Genomic DNA, 14,530 nt, shown 5'->3' on the forward strand with positions numbered 1-14,530 from the left:
CTACGCCCCGAGCATCCCGGTCCACAGCTCGGGGAAGTCCGGCAGGGTCTTCGCCGTCGTCGCCACGTTCTCGATCCGTACGCCCTCGACGGCGAGGCCGATGATCGCGCCGGCCGTCGCCATACGGTGGTCCTCGTAGGTGTGGAAGACGCCGCCGTGCAGCCGGCGCGGACGGATGTGCAGGCCGTCGGCGGTCTCGGTGACGTCGCCGCCGAGTTCGTTGATCTCCTTGGTCAGCGCGGCCAGGCGGTCGGTCTCGTGCAGGCGCAGGTGCGCGACGCCGCGGAGCGTGGACGGGGAGTCCGCGAGGGCGGCCACCGCCGCGATGCCCGGGGTGAGTTCGCCGACGTCGCCCAGGTCCACGTCGATGCCGTGGATCGCACCCGAACCGGTGAACACCAGCCCGTACTCGGTGAGTTCGCAGGAACCGCCCATCTCGGTGAAGATCTCACGCAGCCGGTCACCGGGCTGGGTGGTACGGGCCGGCCAGTCCGGGATGAGGACCTTGCCGCCGGTCACCAGCGCCGCCGCCAGGAACGGCTGGGCGTTGGACAGGTCCGGCTCGACGGTCAGATCGCGGCCGAGCAGGGCGCCCGGCGTGACCCGCCAGACGTTCGGCTCGCCGCCCGACTCCGGGGTGTCCACCTGGGCGCCGACCGCGCGCAGCATGTCGACGGTCATGCGGATGTGCGGCATCGAGGGGAGCGTGGAGCCGATGTGGCGGACCTCCACGCCCTGGTTGAAGCGCGGGCCGGACAACAGCAGCGCCGACACGAACTGGGACGACGACGAGGCGTCGATCTCCACCGCGCCGCCCTCCAGGGCACCCCCGCCGTGGACGGTCAGCGGCAGGGCGCCCCGGCCGTCGTCGTCGATGCGGGCGCCGAGGGCGCGCAGGGCGTCGATCACACCGTGCAGGGGGCGCTCGTACGACCTCGGGTCGCCGTCGAAGCGGATGGGGCCGTCGGCCAGCGCGGCGACCGGCGGCAGGAAGCGCATCACGGTCCCGGCGTTGCCGACGTCGACCGTGGCCGGGCCCCGCAGGCCCGTGGGAAGCACACGCCATGCCTCGCCGGTGCCCTCGGGGCCCACGCCCTCCTCGATTCCGACGCCCATCGCGCGCAGCGCGCCGGCCATCAGCAGGGTGTCGCGGGAGCGCAGCGGGCGGCGCAGCCAGCCGGGCTCGCTCGCCAGGGCGGCGAGCACGAGGGCGCGGTTGGTGACCGACTTGGACCCGGGCACGTGGACCGTCGCGTCGACGGCTCCGCTCGCGTGCGGGGCGGGCCAGAGGGCGGTGTGTGCGGCGGGGTTTTGGGCCATGGGTTCACTTTATAAGGAGGGGGCTGCGCAGGCCGTTCTTCGGGTGCGGCGCCGTGGGGGCTGGCCGCGCCCCGCGGCGGAGCCGCACATCGCTACAGCCCCGCGCCCCCGGGCCGGCCGTCACACTGCCAACAACCAGCGACCTCCGCCTATCAGTGAGCACAGCGAGACGGCGTGGAAGAGGAACAGCCACAGACCCGCCGGCGCATGCGTCAGTCGTGACAGCTGGTCGGCGTCCGAATCACCCGCCCCGCCCCGCGCCCTCTTCGCCTGCAGTTCGAACGCCGGCCTGACCCCGCCCAGCAGCAGGAACCACACCACCACATACCCGAACGCCGCCTGCACCTGCGGCCCGGTCAGCCAGCTGACCAGCACGAACGTGCCGCCCGCGACAAACACCGTCAGTGCCCCGTACGCGTTCCGGATCATCACCAGCATCGCCACCAGCAGGGCTGTCGCCAGCCACAGCAGCAGGGTGATCCGCCCGGCCGCCAGGAGCGCCGCGCCGCCCAGGCCCAGCAGCGGGGGAGCCGTGTAGCCCGCGGCGGCGGTGAGGATCATGCCGAGGCCGTACGGCTTGCCGCGGCTGACGGTGAGGCCGCTGGTGTCGGAGTGCAGGCGTATGCCGGTCAGGGTCCGGCCGGTCAGCAGCGCGACCAGGCCGTGGCCGCCCTCGTGGGCGATGGTGATCGCGTTGCGAGAGACGCGCCACAGGACGTGCGGGACGACCACGGCGAGCGCGGTGACCAGGGTGGCGATCACCACCCACACATCGGGGTCGGGCTGGGTGCCGGAGACCTCGTTCCAGAGGGAGGCGAGCGAGGCGGATGCGGTGCTGTCCATGTAAGGCGATGGCTCCCTGGGGTCGGATGGAATCTGGCAGTGTGGCACGTCCGCACGGACTGTCTCTGAGACGTCCACGTGGCACCGATCGTTCCTGACCGCAGGGTGGGGGTCACCGCGTGGGAGCCCCCGAGTGTTGCGGGGCGGCTCCCGCCGAGGCGTCGGCCGGGTGGCCCTCTCGGAAGACGGGCATCAGCAACGCGGTGATCTTCTTGGCGCCCGCCGCGAGGACCGGCAGGACGAGCTCCGGAGCCGTCCCGCGCGGGGGCGCAGCAGCCGCCGCAGCAGCGGACGTACGACGAGGATCAGCACCGCGGCGAGGACCGCGCTGAGCAGGGCGACCCGGACCAGCCGCTCCGGACCGGCCGACACCGCGACGACCGAGACGACGATGAGCGTGCGGCTTGCGCCGGGGGGCGTGGCCCATCCGGTCGTACTCGGCGACCAGGACCTTCTCGATGGCCACGCAGTGCGGCAGCACTACTGCCCGGCCTCGTAGCGGAACTGCGGGTCGAGGATCTCCTCACGGAGCATCTGGACCGGGCCGCCGGAGATGCGGCCGGTCAGTGCGCTCTCCATTAGGCGGTCAGCCCGAGCCGCAGGTTCCTGAAGTCTGCGTGCCGCCACAAACTGGTTCTTTCTCGGTCACCGACCGTGCCTTTCCTGCATCGTTTCCTCCACGTCCTTCGGTGTCTCCGCGTCGAGGCTCTGGCAGAGGCGCACCGCCCCGGGATGGTCCGGTGGCCGGTTGGCCGCGGCGGCCAGCAGGTTGGTAAGGCACACCCGGGAGCGGGCGTCGGCCATGATCCGGCCGAGGCGCTGCCGGGGCGCCTCCGGATCGAGCGGAAGGTCGGCCTCGCCGCGCAGGCGGAACACCATCGGCTCGTTGTAGACGGCGAGGTCACCGGTGAGCTGGTCCAGCCGCCGGAGCCGTTCCTCGGCGTGCGACGGCTCGCCGGGCCGCCCCGGGGCGGGCTCGATCGCCGCCGCACCGGAGCCGCCGGGGGCATCGGAGGCAACGGGAGAGATGCCGAGAATCTCGCCGAAGGCTCTTATGAGCGCGGAAACAGGCCGGCGAAGCAGTTCTTGGCGAGCGACTCACTGGGCGTCAGGTCGGACATGAAGTGCTCCATTCCATCTGCGAATTGCCGGGCATCTTCGATCGCCGCGAGATGAGCGCAGGGCTATTGGGCGGTCGAGTCCGTCGCGCCCATCGCGTCCACGAGGCTCTTCGGCCGCATGTCGGTCCACGACTCCTCGACGTACGCCAGGCATGCCGCGCGGTCGGCCTCGCCGAAGGCGGTCGTCCAGCCGGCCGGGATCTCGGCGAAGGAGGGCCACAGGGAGTGCTGGCCCTCGGAGTTGACCAGGACGAAGTAGGTGCCGTCCGCGTCTTCGAAGGGGTTGCTCACAGCTGAAAGTGCCTTTCTGTGTGGATTCACGCCCGCACAGGTCTGTCCGGGAAGGTGAACCGGATGTGCGGCGGGATCATGGCGTCTTCGATCGTGCGCGGCGCCGGGCGCGGGATGGCCCCCGGACCGCCGGGTGTCCGGGCGGTCGGGCCTGCGGGAAATCATGGGTGTCGGCGGGGTCGGCACCGAGAAAAGTCACGAGAACGGCTGCCGACGGTGAAAGGGACGTGGCAAGAGGCCGGCATGCCGTCAGCGGCAATGCGTCCCCCGCGCCGTCTATGGCCTGCGTGAGTCTGGGTCCCCCGACATGTTTTTCGTATCCCCCGAAACCGATTCCTTGTCCCCGGCAAGCGGCGTCCGGTGAGAGTCGTTCGCGCCGACTCCTGCGCTGCCGCCCCCTGCGGCGCTTCCCGCCGCGAAAACGCAGTCGGTCGGGAAAGGGATTAAGAGGGACATCATGTGTCCAATGCTTCCTTTCGGCGCTTTTCCGGGACTGCCGTTGTGAGGGTAACAGTTCCGTCAATCGCCATTGTGGTAGATCATCAATGTCCGTGACCTCCTGATAAGGAGGGGGCTTAACGGGATTGTGGGCAATGAATCGGGCATGATCGACGACCGCGAGTGTCGGAGGAACTGGGCCTGGTTCAGAAGGGACAGGAGCAGTCGCCGTCGCCGGTGGCCGTGGCCCCGGAGCGGGCCGTTCGACGCGGCCGACGTCGCGGAACAGCTGAAACGGCGGGTCGTCCTGCTGCTCACGACTGGGGTCCGAGAGCCGGTTCCAGGCGGGCTGCCTGCTCGCCGTCCATCAGGCGGCCGGCACAGGGCCGTTCGCAGCACCGCAGTGAGGCGGTGAGCCGCCCCTTCCGATGCCTGGCGGCGGCACCGGTCTGCCAACCTTGGACGTGTTCAGTCAGCACCGTGGTGCTGACCGAGACGGCATGATCTAGCGTTTCCGCAGGTCGGAGGGGTGGCTTCATATGTGCGGACGGTATGCGGCGAGTCGTGGACCCGAGGATCTCGCAGGCATCTTCGAGATCGAGAAGTGGGAGCCGGAGGAGACCCTGGAGCCGGACTACAACGTGGCTCCGACGAAGGAGGTCCACGTCGTTCTCGACCGTCCGCTGAAGGACGTGGAGGACCCTCGGCCGGTTCGGCAGCTGCGGAAGCTGAAGTGGGGGCTGGTGCCCAGCTGGTCCAAGACCCCCGAGAGCGGCTTCAAGATGATCAACGCACGGGCGGAGACGGTGCACGAGAAGCCGTCGTACCGCAGGGCCTTCGGCTCCCGGCGCTGCATCATCCCCGCCGACGGCTACTACGAGTGGGTGACCGGCAAGCAGGAGCGGGACCTGGAGGTCGAGGGGAAGCGCAAACGGCCGCGCAAGCAGCCGTACTTCGTGCTGCCCGCCGACGGGTCGGTGTTCGCGATGGCCGGGCTCTACGAGTTCTGGCGGGACCGGACGCTGCCCGACGAGCATCCCCAGGCCTGGTGGGTGACCTGTTCCGTCATCACGACGGAGGCGGAGACGACCCCGCTGGCCGTGGCGCCCGCCGAGGGCCCGAACTCGCTGGCCGACATCCACCCCCGGATGCCGCTGATGCTGACCCCGGACCGCTGGGACGCCTGGCTGGACCCGTCCCGCACCGACCCGGAGGAGCTGCGGGCGCTGCTCGAACCGCCGCCGGCCGGACTGATGCGCGCCTACCCCGTCTCCACCCTGGTCAGCAACGTCCGCAACAACGGCCCGGAGCTGCTGAAGGAACTGGAGGGCCCCGAAGAGGGCACACTCTTCTGATGTGACGACCGAGTCTGATGTGACCACCGAGATCATTGGTACCGAGGCGGGGGACGCCCGCATCACCTGGCACCGGGCGAAGAAGGCACGGCTGGTCCTGGCCGTGAGCCACGGCGCGGGAGGCGGCATCGAGGCCCGGGACCTCAAGGCGCTCGCCGAGGTCCTGCCGGCCCACGGTGTGACGGTCGCCCGCGTGGAGCAGCCCTGGCGGGTGGCCGGCAAGAAGGTGGCGCCCGCGCCCAAGACCCTCGACCTCGGGTGGCGGGGACTGTGGCCCGCCCTAGCCGCGCCCGGACTGCCGGTGATCTCCGGCGGCCGCAGCGCCGGGGCCCGGGTCGCCTGCCGTACGGCCGTGGAACTCGGGGCGCACGCCGTACTCGCCCTCAGCTTCCCGCTGCATCCCCCGGGCAGGCCCGAGAAGTCCCGCGCCGGCGAACTGCTCGGGGCCGGGGTGCCCACGCTCGTCGTACAGGGCGGGAACGACCCGTTCGGGAAGCCGGAGGAGTTCCCGGACGGCGACCACGGGATCGTCGAGGTGCCGTACGCCGATCACGGGTTCGCCGTGCCCAAGCGGGCGCCCCTCGGGCAGGACGAGGCCGTGGCGGTCATCACCGACGCGGTCGTGAAGTGGACCGGGTCACTCGGGTAAAGCTTCGGGAATGTCGGGGCCCCGCTCTCTGTTGTCGCGGAAAGCGGTGCTGAACCACCAGCGCCGACGTCGTAGGAGAGGAAGTCCGCCGCATGGGTTCGACCTTCTGCCCGGCCCGCAGCAGCCGCAGTGACCTGGACTGGACGGTGCTGCACGCGGCCAGGACCGCTCCTATTCGAGGGGCGGCAGGTACGGCAGGTCGTCTATCCTCCGATTCAGGTGGGACCGGTTTCGGTCCTGCCCGCAATCTTGAGGAGGTGGGTCCGGTTCCCGGTACCGACGCAGGGACCGACAACGGCCAGGCGGAGCAGCCCGAGGGTCTGGGCACGAGCGTGGACACGTCCACGGAGACGACCGCCGAGCGCAGCGCGCGCTTCGAGCGGGACGCACTCGAATTCCTCGACCAGATGTACTCGGCCGCGCTGCGCATGACGCGCAACCCGGCCGACGCCGAGGACCTGGTGCAGGAGACGTACGCCAAGGCGTACGCGTCCTTCCACCAGTTCCGTGAAGGCACCAACCTCAAGGCGTGGCTGTACCGGATCCTCACCAACACCTTCATCAACTCCTACCGCAAGAAGCAGCGTGAACCCCAGCGCAGCGCGGCCGAGGAGATCGAGGACTGGCAGCTCGCCCGCGCCGAGTCGCACATGTCGACGGGTCTGCGCTCCGCGGAGTCGCAGGCGCTCGACCACCTGCCCGACTCGGACGTGAAGGAAGCGCTCCAGGCGATCCCCGAGGAATTCCGCATCGCCGTGTACCTCGCCGACGTAGAGGGCTTTGCGTACAAGGAGATCGCGGACATCATGGGGACACCCATCGGTACGGTGATGTCCCGGCTGCACCGGGGCCGCCGTCAACTGCGCGGCATGCTCGAGGACTACGCCCGTGAGCGCGGGCTGGTCCCGGCCGGCGCCGGAGACTCGAACGAAGCGAAAGGCTCGGGCTCATGAGCTGCGGAGAGCCGCACGAGACGGACTGCAGTGAGGTCCTGGACCATCTGTACGAGTTTCTCGACAGTGAGATGCCGGACGTCGATCGCGACAAGTTCAAGCAGCACTTCCGCGAGTGCTCGCCGTGCCTGGAGAAGTACGGCCTCGAAGAGGCCGTGAAGAAGCTGGTCAAGCGCTGCTGCGGGCATGACGACGTGCCGACGGACCTGCGTGCCAAGGTCATGGGGCGGATCGAGCTGATCCGCTCCGGCCAGGCCGTGCCCGACCACGACGTGACCGCCACCCCGCAGGAGTCCTGAACTCCTCTCCGGGAACGGGCTGTCGTCACCCGAACGTGCTAATCGGCGCGTGACAAGGCCACAGTTGCCCCCTTTGCCGACCTAGGCTCCGTTGAGCTGAACAGGTCATGGCGGAGGAGGGCGTCGGAGATGGAGGCGATACCGGCACGGGCACGTGTCTACGTCGCCGGTGTGGCGCTGTGCGCCCTGGGCTGCCTCCTTCCGCTGACCACCACTCACACGCCCTGGTGGGCGGCCGTTCTGCTCGCCGCGCTGTATGCCGCCGGTGAGCAGGTCGCCGCCCGGTGGTGGTTCGCGGGCACCTTCTACCCCGTTCTGCTCGCCGGGGCCTTCCTGCTGCCGCCGTCCGCCGCCGCGCTGGTCGCGGTGCCGGGCGCGCTGCTGGCGCCGGCCGGGCAACGGCCGCGCTGGACCCGGCGGATCTGGCGGGCCGCCCAGCTCGCGGTGGCCGTCTGGGCGACGGCCCGGGTGCACTGGGCGCTGGGCGGGCGCGAGGCCGTCGGGGCGGGCGACCTGCCGGGCGCGCTGCTGCCGGCCGGCGGTGCGGTGCTGGCGTTCTGTGCGGTGCTGACCGCGCTGGACGGAGGCATGTCGGCGCTCGCCGAGCGCTCGCCGGTGCGGCGCGCCTGGCGGGGGCTGTTCGCCCGGTCGCTCGCACCCATCGCCGTGCACGGTCTGGCCGGGCTCATGATGGCCGTGCTGTGGTGCAGTCCGTACGGCCCCGTCGCCGCGCTGCTCGTGCTGCTGCCGATGTGTGTGTCGTGGTGGGTGTTCGCCCAGTACCACCGGGAACGAGCGGCTCACCAGGCGACCATCCGGGCGCTCGTCCAGGCCGTCGACATCAAGGACGGCTACACCCGCGGGCACAGCGAGCGGGTCGGGCAGGCCTCGATGATGATCGCGCGTGAGCTGGGCATGGACGACGAGCGCATCGAGGTGCTGCGGTTCGCCGGGATCCTGCACGACGTGGGGAAGCTCGGCGTGCCCACCCGGCTGCTGCGCAAGAACGGGCCGCTCACCCCCGAGGAGCGGCGGGTGATCGAACTGCATCCCGAGTACGGCCATGAGATGGTCCGGGGCATCTCCTTTCTCGGGGAGGCGCGGGCCGCCGTACTGCACCACCATGAGCGGCTGGACGGGAGCGGGTACCCCTACGGGCTGGCCGGCAGCCAGATCCCGGAGTCGGCGCGGGTGGTGGCGGTCGCGGACGCGTTCGACGCGATGACGTCGAACCGGTGCTATTCGAGGGCCCGGCCCGTCTCCGTGGCCCTCGGGGAGCTGGAGAAGTGCGCGGGGTCGCACTTCGACCCGCGGATGGTGACCGCCCTCGCCCGGGCCGTGGACCAGTACGGGTGGCATCCCGCCGTGACCGCCGACGACGCGGCTGCGCCCCCTGCCCGCCCGCCGGTCTCCAGCGCCCCGGGAGCGCACCGATGAGCGGCCCGCGTGCCCCCGGCCGACCACCCCTTCTCCTTACCCTCGTCCACACCTGCGCCGCCCTCCTGGCCGCCGTCTGCCTGCTCGGCACCCTCTGGCACGGCCTCGACGAACGCGGTGTCGCCCTCGCCTTCGGGGTCCTCGTCACCGTGGGGGAACTGACCCGGTGGACCGGCGCGGAAGGGCGGGAGGCCGCGCCGCTCGGTGCCGCCGCGGCGCTGTCGTACGCCCTGCTGGGGGAGGACGGCGGAGACCCCACCCACCACGGCGTCCTCCAGGTCGTCACCGTCGTCCTGGCCGCCTCGCTCCTCGGCAGCGTGCCGCACATCGCGCGGGGCCGCCCCGTGGCCGACCATCTCGCCCGGCGCGTGTTCACCGTCGGCTTCGCCGCCGTCTGCTTCCAGCCCCTGTACAACCAGGGCACCTTCCACGGCTGGGGTTCCGCCTACGCCCTGCTCCTGCTCGCGATCCTCGTCCTCACCGCCCTGTGCGACGCCCTGCTCGCCGCCGCGCTGGCGCACTCCAGGACCCGGTGGCCGTTCGGGCCGCTGCTGCGGGACGAGCTGCGGGCCACCCTCGGGATCGGGTCGGCCGTCTGCGCGACCGGCGCGGTGATGGCCCTCGCGGTCGCCGTGGTCGGGCTGTGGGCGCTGCCCGTCTTCTCGCTGCCCCTGCTGCTCACCCAGATGTCCTTCCGCCGGTACGCCGCCGTCCGGACCACCTACCGGCAGACCATCGCCTCCCTCGCCCGCGCCACCGAGATCGCCGGGTACACCCCGACCGGACACGCCCGGCGGGTGGCGGCGCTCAGCCGGGAGGTCGGCCGGGACCTGGGCCTCACCGAGGCCGAACTCACCGTGCTGGAGTACGCGGCCCTCATGCACGACATCGGGCAGCTGAGCCTGGTCGACCCGGTGCCGGCCGGGGCCACGGCCGCGCTGCCCGTCGAGGAGCAGCGGCGGATCGCGCTGCTCGGCGGGGCCGTCGTACGGCAGACCGGGGTGAACCCGCAGGTGGCGACGGTTGTGGAGCGGCTGGCCGACCCCTGCCCGGAGCAGCCGGTCGCCGCGCGGATCGTGCGGGCGGTGAACGCCTACGAGGAGAAGACACGGGACGCCGGGCCGGGCGGGCCGCTGAAGGCGCTGGAGGAGCTGCGGCTGGGCACCGCCGGAGATTACGCGCCCGAGGTGGTGGAATCGCTCGCACGGGTACTGTCCAGAGACGGTCTGACTTTGCCTGTGGCGGGGTAACCCATGGGTAATGAGCGCCCTTCCAGCCGTACGTGGTTGGATGCGAATGAGAGGGTGTCCGGGGGCAGCACTAGCCAGCCCACTCCACGGAACTGGCAGGCGGGAATCGTGAGGATCTTCGGCAAGGGACGGCACCGGCCCTCCGCCTCCTGGCGGCAGGCCACCGACCGCGCGTTCACACTGATCGGCGACGGCCGGTACGAGGACGCGGGCGCGCTGCTGACGCGGGCCGCCGATCTGGAGCCCTGGCTTTCCGAGTCCTGGTTCAACCTCGCCCTGCTGCACAAGTTCCGGCACGACTGGGAGCAGGCCCGGGCCGCCGGACTGCGCGCCGTGGCGCTGCTCGACCGGGAGACCGGGGCACCCGACTGGTGGAACGTCGGTATCGCCGCCACCGCCCTGCAGGACTGGCCGCTGGCCCGTCGGGCCTGGCAGGCCTACGGGCTGCGGGTGCCCGGCGGTGCCACCGACTCCGGCGAGCCGGTCGGCATGGACCTGGGCAGCGCGGCCGTACGACTGTCCCCCGAGGGGGAGGCCGAGGTCGTGTGGGGGCGCCGGCTGGACCCCGCCCGGATCGAGGTGCTGTCCATCCCGCTGCCGTCCTCCGGGCGGCGCTGGGGCGAGGTCGTGCTGCACGACGGGGTGCCCCACGGGGAGCGGACCACGTCCTCCGGGCACGCCTACCCGGTCTTCGACGAGATCGAGCTGTGGGCGCCCTCGCCGGTTCCGACGTGGGTGGTGCTCCTGGAGGCCGCCACCGAGGCCGACCGGGACGCCCTGGAGCAGCTCGCCGCGGACGCCGGGTTCGCCGCGGAGGACTGGTCGTCGTCCGTACGGCTGCTGTGCCGGATGTGCTCCGAGTCACGGATGCCGTCCGACGAGGGCGACGGGGAGCACCTGGACCCGCACGACCACAGTGAACCGGGTCATCCCGGGCCGCTGGGGCACCGCACCGACGGGCAGCTGTGGGTGCCGGAGCGGGAGTGCGGCGTCGCGGCGCCCGCCTCACTCGTGCGGGGACTGCTGGACGGGTGGGTCGCGGACAGCCCGGACTCCCGGGACTGGCGGGATCTCGAAGAGGTCTGCTGAGCGTTCGCCGTACCCTGTATCAGCGTCACACCCCCCTTTGTTCTTTGTTTGTGCAGGAAGGCATACGTCGGTCATGGCCCAGCAGGACACCGATCAGCAGCACGCGGGCGTGCTCCCCGTCGACGACGACGGGTTCGTCATCGACACGGAGGACTGCGAGGAGCGCGAGCAGGCGTACCGCGAGCGTGGCACCTCGCGGCCCATCACGGTCGTCGGGAACCCGGTGCTCCACAAGGAGTGCAAGGACGTCACCGAGTTCGACGACGAGCTGCTGAAGCTGGTCGACGACATGTTCGCCAGCCAGCGCACCGCCGAGGGCGTGGGCCTGGCCGCCAACCAGATCGGTGTCGATCTGAAGGTCTTCGTCTACGACTGCCAGGACGACCAGGGCGTCCGGCACGTCGGCGTGGTCTGCAACCCGAAGCTCGTCGACCTGCCGGCCGACAAGCGCCGCCTGGACGACAGCAACGAGGGCTGCCTCTCGGTGCCGACGGCATATGCGCCGCTGGCCCGCCCGGACTACGCCGAGGTGACCGGGCAGGACGAGCGGGGCAACCCCATCAAGGTGCGCGGCACCGGGTACTTCGCTCGGTGTTTGCAGCACGAGACCGACCACCTGTACGGCTACCTCTACATCGACCGCCTCTCCAAGCGGGAGCGCAAGGACGCGCTGAGGCAGATGGCCGAGAACGAGCCCCGCTACCCCGTGGTCGCGAACGACTGAGGCCTCCGCCCCAAGGCCCACCGGCCCCACCCGCACGGCGTCTGTTCAGGTTCACCTTCCTGACCAGGCGCCGTTCGCATGTCCGTCGCACGTTCGATCCCATACACGCAGGTGGTGATCCAGATCCAGTCACATAGGGGGAGATTCTCGGCACTGTGGGGTAGTGAATGAAGCAAATCCGTTCCCAGAACGGTCAGTTGTAGTGCTGAATGGGAGGGGCGGGGATACGCAACGGCGCACGCCCGGCACAGCGGGAGGGGCGTGTTCAACTGGCGGCTGAGAGGGGTTTGTTCGTGCATGCTTTCTCACACAGCACCACATCCACACCGACGGCGGTGCCAGTTCCACCATCGCTCGCTCTTCCGGTGATCGAAGCAGCGTTTCCCAGGCAACTCCATCCGTATTGGCCCAGGCTCCAGGAGAAGACACGCACCTGGCTGCTGGAAAAACGGCTGATGCCGGCCGACAAGGTCGAGGAATATGCCGACGGCCTTTGCTACACCGACCTGATGGCGGGGTACTACATTGGCGCTCCCGACGAGGTCCTCCAGGCGATCGGGGACTACAGCGCGTGGTTCTTCGTCTGGGACGACCGGCACGACCGCGACATCGTCCACCACCGACCGGCCGCCTGGCGGCGCCTGAGGTTCCGCCTGCACGCGGCACTCGACTCCCCCGAGGAGCATCTGCACCACGACGACCCGCTGGTCGCCGGGTTCGCGGACAGCATGGTGCGGTTGTACTCGTTCCTGCCCCGCACCTGGAACATCCGCTTCGCCCGGCACTTCCACGCGGTGATCGAGGCGTACGACCGGGAATTCCGCAACCGCACCGAGGGGAACATACCCACGGTGGAGGAATACCTCGCACTGCGTCGGCTCACGTTCGCGCACTGGATCTGGACCGATCTGCTGGAGCCGAGTGCGGGGCTGGAACTGCCGGAGCACGTTCGGAAACACCCGGCATATCGGCGGGCCGCGTTGTTGAGCCAGGAATTCGCCGCCTGGTACAACGATCTCTGCTCGCTCCCCAAGGAAATCGCAGGCGATGAGGTCCACAATCTCGGAATCAGTCTCATCAAAGACAAGGGGCTGCCCCTGGAAGAGGCTGTGAAGGAAGTCAGGCGACGGGTCGAGACCTGTATATCCGATTTCCTGGTGGCGGAGCGGGAAGCCCTGGAACTCGCCGACTCCCTGGCCGACGGAACGCTGCGGGGAAAGGAACTCAGCGCCGCCGTACGCGCCTGCGTCAGCAATATGCGCAACTGGTTCAGCTCGGTCTACTGGTTCCACCACGAGTCCGGCCGGTACATGGTCGACAGCTGGGACGACCGGTCCACGCCCCCGTACGTCAACAACGAAGCGGCAGGTGAGAAATGACCGTCGAGTCTGTGAAGCCCGGAGCCCCGGTCGCTGCGGCGTCCCAGGGAGAGCTGCGTGAGCCGCCCCTCGCGGGCGGCGGAGTTCCGCTTCTCGGTCACGGCTGGAAGCTGGTCCGAGATCCGCTGGCCTTCATGGCCGGGCTCCGGGAGCACGGCGACGTCGTACGGCTGAGGCTCGGCCCGAAGACGGTGTACGCCGTCACCACGCCGGAGCTCACCGGCGCCCTGGCGCTGAGCACCGACTTCAAGATCGACGGGCCGCTGTGGGAGTCCCTGGAAGGCCTGCTCGGCAAGGAGGGTGTGGCCACCGCCAACGGCCCACGGCACCGGCGTCAGCGGCGCACCATCCAGCCCGCCTTCCGGCTGGACGCGATCCCCGCGTACGGGCCGATCATGGAGGAGGAGGCGCATGCGCTGACCGAGCGCTGGAAGCCCGGCGAGACCGTCGACTGCACCTCCGAGTCCTTCCGGATCGCCGTGCGGATCGCGGCCCGCTGTCTGCTGCGCGGCGACTACATGGACGAGCGGGCCGAGCGGCTGTGCGTCGCGCTCGCCACCGTCTTCCGGGGCATGTACCGGCGGATGGTGATCCCGCTCGGGCCGCTGTACAACCTGCCTCTCCCGCCCAACCGCGAATTCAACCGGGCTCTGGCCGATTTGCATCTCCTGGTCGACGAGATCGTGGCCGAACGGAGGGCATCTGGTCAAAAGCCGGACGATTTGCTGACGGCATTGCTGGAGGCGAAGGACGAGAATGGCGACCCCATCGGGGAACAGGAGATCCACGATCAGGTCGTCGCGATAGTCACCCCGGGCAGCGAAACTGTGGCCTCCACCATCATGTGGCTGCTGCATGTGCTCGCGGAACATCCGGAACACGCGGCGAGGGTGCGCGCGGAGGTCGAATCCGTGACCGGTGGCCGACCCGTCGCATTCGAGGACGTCCGGGCGCTCAGGCACACCAACAATGTCGTCGTGGAGGCGATGCGTTTGCGCCCCGCGGTCTGGATTCTGACGCGACGAGCGGTGACCGATACGTCACTCGGCGGCTATCGCATTCCGGCCGGGGCCGACATCATCTACAGCCCCTACGCGATACAGCGCGACCCGAAGTCGTACGCGCACAACCTTGAGTTCGACCCCGACCGCTGGCTTCCGGAACGCGTGAAGGAGGTGCCGAAGTACGCCATGAGCCCGTTCAGCGTCGGCAACCGCAAGTGCCCGAGTGACCACTTCTCCATGGCGCAGCTGACGCTGATCACGGCGGCGCTGTCCAGCAAGTACCGCTTCGAGCAGGTGTCGGGCTCCAACGACGCGACCCGGGTGGGCATCACGCTCCGCCCGCACGACCTGCTGCTGAAGCCGGTGCCCTGGGAGTAG

15 protein-coding genes are annotated in these 14,530 nt (G+C 70.2%); 10 read left to right on the forward strand and 5 right to left on the reverse strand.

Annotated elements, in window-relative coordinates:
* The 5 genes from aroA to AQI70_RS28660 form a co-directional block, all read right to left on the reverse strand.
* Entirely contained in the window at positions 1–1,320 is a 1,320-nt protein-coding gene (gene aroA, locus AQI70_RS28640) for a 3-phosphoshikimate 1-carboxyvinyltransferase (protein WP_062155100.1), read from the reverse strand.
* Between the two features lie 120 nt (positions 1,321–1,440).
* Positions 1,441–2,163 (reverse strand): M50 family metallopeptidase, encoded by a 723-nt coding sequence (locus AQI70_RS28645; RefSeq protein WP_062155102.1) that lies wholly within the window; start codon positions 2,161–2,163, stop codon positions 1,441–1,443.
* A gap of 192 nt (positions 2,164–2,355) precedes the next feature.
* The gene (locus tag AQI70_RS39685; protein ID WP_167358923.1) at positions 2,356–2,535 is read right to left on the reverse strand and encodes a hypothetical protein; all 180 of its coding nucleotides are present in this window, start codon (positions 2,533–2,535) and stop codon (positions 2,356–2,358) included.
* A 273-nt stretch (positions 2,536–2,808) separates the two neighbouring features.
* Entirely contained in the window at positions 2,809–3,042 is a 234-nt protein-coding gene (locus AQI70_RS28655) for a hypothetical protein (protein WP_062155106.1), read from the reverse strand.
* Positions 3,043–3,347: 305 nt separating this feature from the next.
* Positions 3,348–3,575 carry an MbtH family protein gene (locus AQI70_RS28660; protein ID WP_062155108.1) on the reverse strand — a complete coding sequence of 76 codons (228 nt, stop codon included), beginning with the start codon at positions 3,573–3,575 and terminating at the stop codon, positions 3,348–3,350.
* 977 nt (positions 3,576–4,552) lie between these two features.
* On the opposite strand from AQI70_RS28660, the gene AQI70_RS28665 reads away from it, so the two are divergent.
* The 10 genes from AQI70_RS28665 to AQI70_RS28710 all read left to right on the forward strand — a co-directional run bounded on the left by AQI70_RS28665 (position 4,553) and on the right by AQI70_RS28710 (position 14,530).
* Positions 4,553–5,368 (forward strand): SOS response-associated peptidase, encoded by an 816-nt coding sequence (locus tag AQI70_RS28665; RefSeq protein WP_062155110.1) that lies wholly within the window; start codon positions 4,553–4,555, stop codon positions 5,366–5,368.
* A 19-nt stretch (positions 5,369–5,387) separates the two neighbouring features.
* Positions 5,388–6,017: an alpha/beta hydrolase family protein gene (locus tag AQI70_RS28670; RefSeq protein WP_062155507.1), complete on the forward strand. Its 630-nt coding sequence runs from the start codon at positions 5,388–5,390 to the stop codon at positions 6,015–6,017.
* Between the two features lie 257 nt (positions 6,018–6,274).
* A complete protein-coding gene (locus AQI70_RS28675; protein ID WP_003998050.1) occupies positions 6,275–6,970 on the forward strand; it encodes a sigma-70 family RNA polymerase sigma factor in 696 nt (231 codons plus the stop codon).
* The gene (rsrA, locus tag AQI70_RS28680; protein ID WP_003998049.1) at positions 6,967–7,269 is read left to right on the forward strand and encodes a mycothiol system anti-sigma-R factor; all 303 of its coding nucleotides are present in this window, start codon (positions 6,967–6,969) and stop codon (positions 7,267–7,269) included. The genes AQI70_RS28675 and rsrA overlap by 4 nt, the downstream gene beginning before the upstream one ends.
* Before the next feature lie 129 nt (positions 7,270–7,398).
* Complete coding sequence (locus AQI70_RS28685) at positions 7,399–8,706, forward strand: HD-GYP domain-containing protein (protein WP_062155112.1); 1,308 nt, start codon at positions 7,399–7,401, stop codon at positions 8,704–8,706.
* The gene (locus AQI70_RS28690; RefSeq protein ID WP_062155114.1) at positions 8,703–9,956 is read left to right on the forward strand and encodes an HD-GYP domain-containing protein; all 1,254 of its coding nucleotides are present in this window, start codon (positions 8,703–8,705) and stop codon (positions 9,954–9,956) included. The genes AQI70_RS28685 and AQI70_RS28690 overlap by 4 nt, the downstream gene beginning before the upstream one ends.
* A 108-nt stretch (positions 9,957–10,064) precedes the next feature.
* Positions 10,065–11,045, forward strand: coding sequence for a tetratricopeptide repeat protein (locus AQI70_RS28695; RefSeq protein ID WP_062155116.1), 981 nt, complete (start codon positions 10,065–10,067; stop codon positions 11,043–11,045).
* A 73-nt stretch (positions 11,046–11,118) separates the two neighbouring features.
* Positions 11,119–11,769 (forward strand): peptide deformylase, encoded by a 651-nt coding sequence (def, locus tag AQI70_RS28700; RefSeq protein ID WP_062155118.1) that lies wholly within the window; start codon positions 11,119–11,121, stop codon positions 11,767–11,769.
* Positions 11,770–12,062: 293 nt separating this feature from the next.
* Positions 12,063–13,148 carry an epi-isozizaene synthase gene (cyc1, locus tag AQI70_RS28705; RefSeq protein ID WP_107117109.1) on the forward strand — a complete coding sequence of 362 codons (1,086 nt, stop codon included), beginning with the start codon at positions 12,063–12,065 and terminating at the stop codon, positions 13,146–13,148.
* Positions 13,145–14,530 (forward strand): bifunctional albaflavenone monooxygenase/terpene synthase, encoded by a 1,386-nt coding sequence (locus tag AQI70_RS28710; protein ID WP_062155122.1) that lies wholly within the window; start codon positions 13,145–13,147, stop codon positions 14,528–14,530. Before cyc1 ends, AQI70_RS28710 begins: the two co-directional genes overlap by 4 nt.

It is taken from the genome of Streptomyces curacoi (assembly GCF_001513975.1).
In the GTDB taxonomy this organism is placed as follows: Bacteria; Actinomycetota; Actinomycetes; order Streptomycetales; family Streptomycetaceae; genus Streptomyces; species Streptomyces curacoi.